The sequence below is a fragment of the Colwellia sp. 6M3 genome, from assembly GCF_014077595.1.
Lineage (GTDB): Bacteria > Pseudomonadota > Gammaproteobacteria > Enterobacterales > Alteromonadaceae > Cognaticolwellia.
In genome coordinates, this window is record NZ_JACGWF010000040.1 from 26,274 (window position 1) to 37,016 (window position 10,743).

Annotated in this window: 7 protein-coding genes; 1 reads left to right on the forward strand and 6 read right to left on the reverse strand. The window is 38.8% G+C overall.

All coding sequences use genetic code 11. The features are described from left to right. Nucleotides 1–2: 2 nt before the first annotated feature. Both malQ and H4J50_RS10405 read right to left on the reverse strand, forming a co-directional pair. Nucleotides 3–2,168, reverse strand: coding sequence for a 4-alpha-glucanotransferase (gene malQ / locus H4J50_RS10400; protein WP_182256223.1), 2,166 nt, complete (start codon nt 2,166–2,168; stop codon nt 3–5). Between the two features lie 375 nt (nt 2,169–2,543). Next, a complete protein-coding gene (locus H4J50_RS10405) occupies nt 2,544–5,069 on the reverse strand; it encodes a glycogen/starch/alpha-glucan phosphorylase (protein WP_182256225.1) in 2,526 nt (841 codons plus the stop codon). A 508-nt stretch (nt 5,070–5,577) separates the two neighbouring features. Between H4J50_RS10405 and H4J50_RS10410 the strand changes: the two genes are divergently transcribed. Then, nucleotides 5,578–6,600 carry a LacI family DNA-binding transcriptional regulator gene (locus H4J50_RS10410; RefSeq protein WP_182256226.1) on the forward strand — a complete coding sequence of 341 codons (1,023 nt, stop codon included), beginning with the start codon at nt 5,578–5,580 and terminating at the stop codon, nt 6,598–6,600. Between the two features lie 168 nt (nt 6,601–6,768). On the opposite strand, the gene H4J50_RS10415 is transcribed toward H4J50_RS10410, so the two are convergent. From H4J50_RS10415 to H4J50_RS10430, 4 genes are all read right to left on the reverse strand, one after another. Continuing rightward, entirely contained in the window at nt 6,769–6,981 is a 213-nt protein-coding gene (locus H4J50_RS10415; protein WP_182256228.1) for a DUF3565 domain-containing protein, read from the reverse strand. Between the two features lie 172 nt (nt 6,982–7,153). Then, nucleotides 7,154–8,653, reverse strand: a complete 1,500-nt coding sequence (locus H4J50_RS10420) for an MFS transporter (protein WP_182256230.1) — start codon at nt 8,651–8,653, stop codon at nt 7,154–7,156. 171 nt (nt 8,654–8,824) lie between these two features. After that, the gene (gene def, locus H4J50_RS10425; RefSeq protein ID WP_182256232.1) at nt 8,825–9,364 is read right to left on the reverse strand and encodes a peptide deformylase; all 540 of its coding nucleotides are present in this window, start codon (nt 9,362–9,364) and stop codon (nt 8,825–8,827) included. Nucleotides 9,365–9,366: 2 nt separating this feature from the next. Beyond that, a complete protein-coding gene (locus tag H4J50_RS10430; RefSeq protein WP_182256234.1) occupies nt 9,367–10,677 on the reverse strand; it encodes an MFS transporter in 1,311 nt (436 codons plus the stop codon). Between the last annotated feature and the right edge of the window lie 66 nt (nt 10,678–10,743).

Genomic DNA, 10,743 nt, shown 5'->3' on the forward strand with positions numbered 1-10,743 from the left:
GATTACGATCGTGGTCTAGCAGCGTTCATTGCTGTGGCTAACTCATTCACTGAATCAGTTGTATCAAATGCTTCAATTGTTACCGGTAACTTTTGCAACCAATTTGGGTGTTCATCAATTGTGCCGGGAATATTAACTTGTTCAACAATTTCTAAGGCATCTTCTAGCGGAATTAATTGAATATGACTGGGTGCTTTTGCCATATATTTTTGTACGCTCAAGCTCAATTCCCTATTCATTTTAGCGGGTGCTTGAGCTGGAGCTTTACTGATATCCATGACATTAAGATCGTTTAATGCATCGATAAGTAATTGGCGATCTTTAATGCGGCTGTCACGCTCGTTTTGACCCATTGCTTCATTAGGATAAAGACTAAGCTTTTGACGCCATTCAAGATCTTTACCTGTCCACCAACCTGTTAATGTCGGTAAGTCATGAGTTGATACGGTAACCATAGATTGTGCAGGGTAAAGCTCAGGACGCATAAAAAAGCCTGAATCCCAACGTTCAAAAAATAACACTTTGTAAGATAACAAGCCTGCTTTTGCCATTATTTCGCCAAAACCGTCTGGCACAGTTCCTAAATCTTCTCCAATAACAACACAGTTATTTCGGCGAGATTCTAAAGCGATTATGCGTAAAATGTCTGCGAGCGGAAAGGTGATATAAACACCTTCATCTGCTCTCATTCCTGGAGCGACCCAATATTGGCGCATTAACCCTAAAATATGATCGATGCGCAAGGCTCCAGCATATTGCATATTGCTTCGTAAGGCCTTAACCAGCGGCTGATACCCTTGCTTTTGAAGTGCAACAGGATTAATTGGCGTTAGTCCCCAATCTTGTCCTATGGTATTCATTGCATCGGGTGGTGCACCTACCGCAGCACCTGCCACATACACATCTTTGTCTGACCAAACATCAACGCCTGAGCCATCGCAACCTACAGCTAAATCGAGATATAAACCGATAGGCATACCTGATTTTTTCGCTTGCACAGCAATTGATTTTAATTGTCTATGGGCTAGCCATTGTACAAAACAAAAATAGTTAATACGGTTTGAGTGCGTTTGTTGAAATGCTTTTACTTCATCACTATCAGGTGCTTGAAAAGCAACTGGCCAATCGGGCCAACCATAAGTGTTTTCATCAATTTTTCTAAAGTGTTCGTAAAGTGCTTCAAAGGTAGCAAGCTGTAATAAATCATTACCTTGACTGGTTTTAAAGTCAGTAAATTCGGTTTGTTGCTCGAGTGATAAGTTATTAATGTCTTGAAATAATATTTCTAAAATATCAAACTTAATATCGGCAACAGCAGGGTAGTCAATGAGCTCTGTTTGTTTTGCATAGGCAATTTTGTTTTGAATTTCGTCACTGTTAAAGTGTGACTGTGCCGCTTGGCAAGTTGAAAAATTTGGTACTTGCTTTAAGTCAATGTACAAGGTGTTTAGAAAGCAGCGACTGGTCGGAGAATATGGACTGCGATGCGCCGGATTATTTTGATATAACGGGTGCAAAGGATTTAAACCAATTGCTGAGGCTTTTTGCTTAGCTGATTTTTCAACCAGTTTGGCTAAATCACCAAAGTCACCCATACCTAAGTTATCTTCACTGGTTAGTGAATATAACTGCGCAGCATATCCCCACATTTTTTCGCTAGAGGCTTCTTGAGGGCTATAACAAGTTTGTGGCGCATATATTAACGGGCAACTGGCACTAGCATCACCATATTGCAGCGTAATTTGATGATAACCTTGCGCGAGATTTGGCAATGGCAGTGTGTATTTATGATAGGTTGCGTCGCTAAACCTAACGGTTTCTTTTAAGGTTAATGACGTTAAAGCCACGTTATAACTAACTTTTTCACCAGACTCATCAGTAATGTCATATGACAATTTTGTTAAGGCAGACTCAACAATGCTAATGATGATTTCATGATGCGCGGCTTCAAATTTTTCTACGTGCGATGGTGGCAGCATGTTGCGCCAGCTAATTTGCTCTAACTCGGTTATGCTGTTAGCTATTTTTTCATCACAAGACAAATCATAACCCATGGCATTAAGTAACGAATGTCTCGCCTCATCTTGAGCGTAAACTTGCTCGCCAAATGAATTGGTGTAGGTTGCATGAAAGCCAACAAGTTCTGCAAGTTTCTCAATTAAATTCATTCTATGTTTCTCTTTGCTTTTCGCTTAGCACGTGTGTGCTAGCGATTTTATTTTTAAAGTGATGACCTGCTCACGCAGTCGTGTTATTCATTAGCGCCTGCAATACTTTTATTCGACACGAGGCGCTGAGTTTATTTTCAGCAATAAATGCTTTTTAAAAAAACTGATGAACGGGTATTAATTTTGATTTAACAATCTCGTTACTGATTTAATTAAACTTAGCCGTACATTTTGGATTAACTACAAACTGTGTATTGTCATTGTTAAAACCCTGCAACCGATGGTTTGCTTGTTATCAATTAATCGGTTGCGTTAACATCAGATATCTTTATCACTTAGCTTTCTTAAACTTTATTCGCTCTTTAGATTCACTCTTTAGATTAGCTCGCTAGATTTGCTAGGAGTTAAGTGCCAAATATTTTTTACGTAATCTTCAATAGATCGATCCGAGTTAAACTTACCCATTAAAGCGGTATTTAAAATTGCCATTTTGGCCCACTTTTGACGATCTTTATATGCTATACCTAATGCCTTATGGGCATTCGCATAGCTTTGAAAATCAGCCAACACTTTGTAAGGATCCCCACCCGCTAAAAAGCAGTTTTTAATGGCTGATAACTCACCAGGTTTGCCTGGGGTAAAATAATCGGTATCTAGCCAGTCTAAACAAGCGCGAATTTCGGCATTATTTTCATAGTAGTGATAAGGGTTATATCCTTTTGCATCAAGCGCTTTAACTTCATCTACAGTTAAGCCAAATATAAATATATTCTCATTGCCTACTTCTTCAGCTATTTCAATGTTTGCTCCGTCGAGTGTGCCGATAGTAACAGCCCCGTTCAGTGCTAACTTCATATTACCGGTACCAGAAGCCTCTTTGCCTGCGGTTGATATTTGCTCAGAAACATCTGAGGCAGGAATGATTTTTTCTGCCAAACTTACGCGATAATTAGGTAAGAAAATTACTTTGAGCTTGTCTTGAATTCGTTCGTCATTGTTAACTTTGTCTGCAATTTTATTGGTAGCGTAAATAATCTCTTTAGCTAATTGATAGCTAGGTGCTGCTTTAGCACCAAAAATAAATACTCTTGGTTGCATGTCGAGTTCAGGATTTTCTAACAATTGACGGTAAAGCGAAATGATATGTAAAAGGTTTAAGTGCTGCCTTTTATATTCATGTAAACGTTTAATTTGAACATCAAAAATTGCATCAGGACTAACGGTTACACCCGTTAAGGTTTTTATTTCTTTGGTTAAGGCAATTTTATTTTGCTGTTTTATGGTCATAAACGCTTTTTGAAAGTCAGCATCATCAGCCAATGCAGCTAACTGACTTAAGCTGTTAAGATTTTTAGCCCAATCACCTTCGATGGTGTTATCAAGTAAATTAGCGAGTAGAGGATTACAAGCTTTTAGCCATCTGCGAGGTGTAATACCATTAGTAACGTTAGTTAATTTTGTTGGCCATAATTGGTTAAATTCTGGGAATAGATCTTGTTTGACTAAGTCAGAATGAATTTTCGCTACACCGTTAACTTTATGTGCAGTAACGACACAAAGGTGTGCCATGCGAACTTTAGGTTCATGGCCTTCTTCAATTAATGATAATCGGGCGCGCATGTCATCATTATTAGGCCATAACGCATTAACCTCGTTATTTAGAAATGCTTCATTAATACGATATAAAATCGATAAGTGGCGTGGTAATACTCGCTGAAATAATGATACAGACCATTTTTCAAGCGCTTCAGGTAATAGCGTGTGGTTGGTATAGGCAAATACTTTTTGACAGATAGCCCAAGCGTTATCCCAATCAATATTATGGTTATCAATCAAGGTGCGCATTAATTCTAAAATAGCGACAGTAGGGTGGGTGTCGTTGAGTTGAATGGCAACTTTTTCACAAAATGTAGACCAATGGTTTTTATCTGAAATACTGCCATATTGATTTTCAAAACGGGCAATAATATCTTGTACTGAACAAGCACAGAAAAAGTATTGTTGAATAAACCGCAACTCTTTGCCTGCATCATGCTCGTCATTTGGGTAAAGCACTTTTGAAACGGTTTCAGCGGACACTTGTTGTTGATGAGCTTGCAAGTAATCACCTTGGTTCAACAATTCCCAGTCAAAAGCACTATCTGCACGACATTCCCACAAACGCAAAGTGTTAACGGTTTCACAATTATAGCCAACAATTGGCACGTCCCACGGAACACCTTTTAAGGTTTTACCAGCATGCCATAAGGGCTTAGTGGTGCCATCGGTTTGGGCAACATCTTCTACATAACCATATAATGCAATGTTTTGACTAGATTCTGGGCGACAAATTTCCCACGGGCTACCAAATTCTCGCCACATATCAGGCGTTTCTATTTGTTGACCGTCAACAAAGCTTTGTTTGAATAAACCATGTTGATAATGCACGCCATAGCCCATTGCGTTGTAATCTAAGGTAGCAAGCGAGTCTAAAAAACATGCCGCTAAACGACCTAAACCACCATTACCTAAAGCGAGATCAGCACCTTGCTCACACAAGTCTGCTAAATCAAACCCCATTTGTTTTAGCGCAACTTGTGTCGGGGTGTATAAGTCTAAGTTATGTAGGTTGTTTGAAAGTAAACGACCCATTAAGTATTCAAGTGATAAGTAATTAACTGACTTTACTTCACTGTGTTGTTGGCGAGCTTTTGTGCTTTGTAGTTTATCTACAATAATATCATTGAGTGCTAAGGACGTTGCTCGCCAGTAGGCCGATTTTTTATCACAATTGATTTGATCACTCTGGGTGAACTTTAAATGATGTTTTATACGCTGGCTTATGTCAGCAACGCTCAGTTGTGGCGCGCTCTTGTTTGTTGCTGACAACGTTTTATTAGATGTTTTTGTTTTGGTGATCATATAACTACAAACTCTTTAATCGGACATTGTAATGTCGGTAAATTTTCACTTTATGATTTACGGTAAAAAGTGAAGCTTCGTCATGTCTGTTTTTAATCCGTTAACCAAACAGCATGTAATCAATGGCGCGACCATTGTGTGATTATGATTGCTCTTTTATAAAGCGTTCCTAAGTTTAGGAATTAAATTAGCGCGTGAATTTATTATGCCGATGTTAGTTATTAGAGCAATGAACTACATACGTATGCACAGAAAAAACATCAGTAAATATGCATGCATACGTATGTATTTATGACTTTTAAAAGCAATAAATATTTAAAACATGAGTAGCGACAATTTTCAGTTAAGCATTTACCTACTTGTGTTTGTTGCACAATTTACTTGATGGTTTGTTATTAAGCGTTGTCACAGCTAAAGACTTTATTGCAACGCCATCGTCAATTAAATTATGTACTTAGATTAGTCCCTCAGTTAATATGAATTAGAGTTTTTCACTTATAGGTTTATTGTGAGATCAAAACAAACATCATTTGATATCGCTTATAAAGCAGGAGTTTCTCAATCAACAGTATCGCGTGCATTGCGAAACAGTCCGTTGGTTAATGAGGAAACTCGTCGACGTGTGCAAGAAATTGCCAAAGAGCTAAACTACAAAGTTGATAAAAATGCCAGTAGTTTACGCACTCAACTTAGTGGCACAATTGCCTTATTATTATTTGAAGATCCCACCAATGATGACTCTTTAATTAATCCATTTTTCTTGTCGATGCTGGGAAGTATTACTCGAGCCAGTGCAAAAAAGGGTTACGATTTATTAGTGTCGTTCCAACAAATGAGTAATGACTGGCACGCTGACTTTGAAGATACCCGCAAAGCGGATGGCATTATTTTACTGGGCTATGGCGATTATACCGATTACGAAGAAAAGCTGGTTCAACTGATCAAACAAGAAACCCATTTTGTACGCTGGGGGGCTGATGTTAAAGGGCTTTCTGTGGTTTCTGTGGGTTGTGATAATTTTCACGGCGGCTACCAAGTAACTGAGCATGTAATAAAGCAAAATCGACAACACTTTGCCTTTTTAGGCGGGGTAAGTACCGGCTCTCCTGAGTTTTTAGAACGCTACTCTGGCCACTGCAAAGCATTAAAAGATCATAATCTTAAAGTAGATAGCAACCTGCAAATTGATGCTATTTCTACTGATGAGTCTGGCTATCAAGCGGCTCAACAACTCATTGCCAGTGGCATAAAATTTGATGCTATTTGTACGGCAAGTGATTTAATTGCTATTGGCGCAATGCGCGCGATACAGGAAGCTGGTTATAACGTACCTGGTGATATTGCTATCGTGGGCTTTGATGATATAGCTACGGCTTGTTCAACTTCGCCGGCATTAACCACCGCCAAACAAGACACAGTATTAGCTGGTGAGCTTTTAGTTGATAAGTTACTGCAATTAGTGAGCGGAGAAGAAACACAAACACAATTAATGCCAGCGACATTAGTGGTAAGAAAGTCTTGCGGTAGTTAGGTGATTGAGTGGATTTTTAGCTTTTATTTAATGGCTTAAAATCTATTGAGTTACGAGTAAGCTATGAACCCGACATTAATGTTTCCATAAAACTATATTCCCATAAGACTATGCTCCCGAAAATTTAACACCTGCAATCTTAGCATCCATAATCTTTGCATCAGTAATCTATATTAGTGAAAAATCAGCTACTGCGCCTTGATCACACTTAATACAATTAAGTTTTTTCCCCAATTTTTCATCCCTCGTTGACTGTTTTAATACCCATGGACGATTAATAAAAGGAGGTTGGTGTCGAACATGTTGAAAATGTCCGCAAGCTAAACGAGCAACCCAATGATTTTCATCATCGAGGTGATAACCGATAATTGGCGTTAACATTTGAAACTATCCATCGTTATATTGTGCCTAGTTCATCTTTAATTGGGTATTGTACTTACCTATTACTCGATAAAAAATAAAACGTAATATAATTACTGAACCTGATTGCTTAAAGCCTGATATCGATACTTTTCGTTATCAGGCTTTATTGTTTTAACAAGGAGCGAATTGGTTAATATTCTGGCTCTTTAACTCGTAAAGTTAATAAACCTGCAAGTAGCATGCTTGCGCCACCAACAACAAGTGCATACACAGGCTGATTGTCGAAAACTTTGGTGATTAAAAAGCCTAGAATACTAGCCGCTAATATCTGGGGTAATACGATAAAGAAGTTAAATATTCCCATATATAAACCCATTTTTTTAGCCGGTAAGGCATTCGCTAAAATAGCGTAGGGCACCGATAAAATTGACGCCCAAGCAAAGCCAATACCAATCATAGAGACAATAAGTAAGGTAGGGTCATTAATGAAAAGGAATGAGATAAAGCCAGCACCACCTAAGAATAGATTGATCATATGGGCAATACGTAAATTTAAGTATTTAACCACCATAGGAATACATATTGCGGCAAAAACTGAGGTTAAGTTGTAAGCTGAAAATAGTACGCCTACCCAGTCAGCCCCTTCATTAAATGCTGCTGATGTAACATCAGAGCTACCGAAATGAAATTCAGTCACCGCTGCTGTAGTGTATGTCCACATAGCAAAAAATGGAAACCAAGAGAAAAACTGCACAAAGGCGAGTTGTCTCATGGTTTGTGGCATTGAAAATAGGTCTGACATTACTTGGGCAAAGCCATTGTTACTATTATTTTTTGCCATTAAGCCAGCTACCAACTGACAAATTGCAAAGAAACAAAAACCACCGGCAAGAATAAATAAACTTTTATCGAGTTGCTCAACATTAAGCGCGATTATCACAAAGCTGATTAATCCTAACAATAACCAAGCAGCAGCACCGGTAAAGTATTTTTTTGCTGTGCGAGGAGTAAAAATTTCTTCACTTAGCGGTTGCTCTTCTGCGTTTTGAAACGCTTCTAGCTGTTCAGGTGAATATTCTTTTGTTGAATATATGGTCCACAACACGGCAAGCAGGAATATTACACCACCAGCATAAAATGAAAATTTAACAGTATCAGGCAGTAGACCTGGCGCTGCGACATTGCTGATATCGAACCAATTTGCCATCATCCAAGGCAATGATGAGGCAACTACAGAGGCAACGGCAATGAAAAAACTTTGCATTGCATAGCCCATAGCGCGTTGTTTTCTCGGTAACATATCGCCAACAAAAGCGCGAAATGGTTCCATTGAAACGTTAATCGAGGCATCCATTATCCATAGCATACCCGCCGCAACCCATAAGGTAGGGGAATTAGGCATTATAAATAAAGATAAACTCGCGGCTATTGCGCCATAGAGAAAGTAGGGCTTGCGTCGTCCGAGCCTATTCCAAGTATTATCACTAAAGTAACCAATAATTGGCTGAACAATAAGTCCAGTAATGGGGGCTGCAATCCACAGAATAGCCATGTTTGAATAATCGGCCCCTAAGGTTTGAAATATTCGACTGACATTTGAATTTTGCAGGGCAAAACCGAACTGTATTCCCATAAAGCCGAAACACATATTCCAAATTTGCCAAAAATTAAGTTGTGGTTTGGTGGTCATAAACTAACTCTTATTGTTATAAATCGAAGTTAACGGATATTCATTTAGGCTTAGGTATTTGCTTTGCCAAAATAGTAGTTAACGGTTGTGATTTCCATCTTAGCAATAGTCTTCAATTTACAACATTAGCTGCATACGTATTCAACCTTGGTTCAATATCGCGGCTAAGTTTTAGTCGCAGTTTTTATCAGGTGAAATAATATTACGCCATTGTTGTTCGTCAATTGCATCACTTTCATCGTCTAGTCGTTCGATAAAAGTAATGCCATCGAGATGATCTAATTCGTGCTGAAAAATTCTAGCTAGAAAGCCGGTCAGCGTTTGAGTATGTTTGATACCACTTTCATCAAGAAACTTAACCTCGATGCGAGTATATCGTGGGACTAAGGCTCGCTTGCCTTTGACACTTAAACAGCCTTCCCAACCTAATTCTTGCTCATTATTGGTATGAATTATTTCAGGGTTAATGATAACAGAAGGCGCTAGCAATGGTGCGTCAGGGTAGCGCTCGCTAGGGGCCGAGCACATAATAAATAGTCGCAAGCTTTTACCTACTTGTGGAGCTGCAATACCGACACCTTTTGCCAAAGCTACGGTGCTTTTAAGATCAATAATTAGCTGTTTTATTTCAGCGCTATCAATATTGAGTATTGGTTTTGAGATTGCAGATAACACTGGCTCGCCACGTTGTAAAATAGTTAAAGTGCTCAAGTTTATACTTCGCTTTGTTGAATGATTTTTTGCTGAGCATTAGCCATTGCATTGGTGGATGCTTGATTGATTTTTTCACGCTCTTTTTTAAAGTAAAACCAACTAACAGCAAATAAGATAATAATAAAAGGTAAACTGGTGATTACTACAACATGCCAACCGGCTTTGAATAATATCCAACCGGCCATTAAAGAGGCGGCAGCTTGAAAGCCAAAAATTATAAAGTCGTTAAGCGCCTGAACTTTATGGCGTTCGCTAGGGTGATAGCTTTGCGGTAATAATGACGTGCCAGTAAGAAAAAGAAAATTCCAGCCAATACCTAATAAAACCAATGCCCACCAATAATGCATAACTTGTTCACCCGACAAAGCAATAACGGTAACTACCGTATAGATTAAGGTGCCAGCTAACATTAAATTCTTCAAACCAATACGTTTAACTAATAAAGCGGTGAATAGTGATGGAATAAACATAGCGGCAATGTGACTTTGTATCACCCATTTTGTATCGTTTAAACTGTGCCCATGTAGTTGATACATACTCAATGGTGTGGCGGTCATAAGATAACTCATAAGCGCAAAGCCAATGGCCGCTGATAATATTGCGATAATGAAAATGGGCTGTTTTATGATCACACTTAAAGGGCGAATTTCACCATCATTATCACTGAATTTTATTTCTGGATTTTTGAAGCCTAACATCAACACCATGGCAATAATAAATAACCCTGAGAGAAATAAGAATGAGCCAGCATAACCATAAGGGGAGCTTAACCAATCTTTGGCTGTTACGGCAATCTCAGGGCCTAAAAATGCGGAAAAAATACCACTGAGCATTAGAATTGAAAGTACTGTTGGTACTTCATTACTGTCAGTGACACTTTCAATTGCGGCGAATCGTAACTGTTGAATAAAGGCGGTGCTGATGCCGAAAAGCAAACTGGCTAATACCAGTAATTCGAAACTACCATTTAACGCGGCAAAGGTTGCTAGCATCGTACCTGAAAAGCCTAAACTAAAACCGGTGAACACGGCAAAGCGTCGACCTTTCTTTTTAGCCAATAAAGCAGCAGGAATAGCGCCACTAGCAACACCGAGTATCATCACAGTAACCGGTAAAGTAACGAGTGCGGGGTCAGCACCCATGCTAGTAGCCAGTATTCCGCCAATAAAAACAATCACCGGCGATGCTGCCATCACCAAAGGTTGTACTAAAAATAATAACCAGACATTTTTTGGTAGCGTAAACAGCCGTTGTAGGCCAATAAAACTTAATATCAATAACGCTAAAGTAATGAATATATTGGTTAGCATGATCGGCCTTATTAATGCTGTCGCTAATGTTTCAATGAAGAAGTTTTTTTATTAGCACCATCATAC

What these genes read in the sequence shown, in the direction of transcription:
- malQ (WP_182256223.1), bottom strand. Translation starts at nt 2,168, where the DNA reads ATGAATTTAATTGAGAAACTTGCAGAACTTGTTGGCTTTCATGCAACC.
- H4J50_RS10415 (WP_182256228.1), bottom strand. Translation starts at nt 6,981, where the DNA reads ATGTTAACGCCAATTATCGGTTATCACCTCGATGATGAAAATCATTGG.
- H4J50_RS10430 (WP_182256234.1), bottom strand. Translation starts at nt 10,677, where the DNA reads ATGCTAACCAATATATTCATTACTTTAGCGTTATTGATATTAAGTTTT.
- H4J50_RS10405 (WP_182256225.1), bottom strand. Translation starts at nt 5,069, where the DNA reads ATGATCACCAAAACAAAAACATCTAATAAAACGTTGTCAGCAACAAAC.
- H4J50_RS10420 (WP_182256230.1), bottom strand. Translation starts at nt 8,653, where the DNA reads ATGACCACCAAACCACAACTTAATTTTTGGCAAATTTGGAATATGTGT.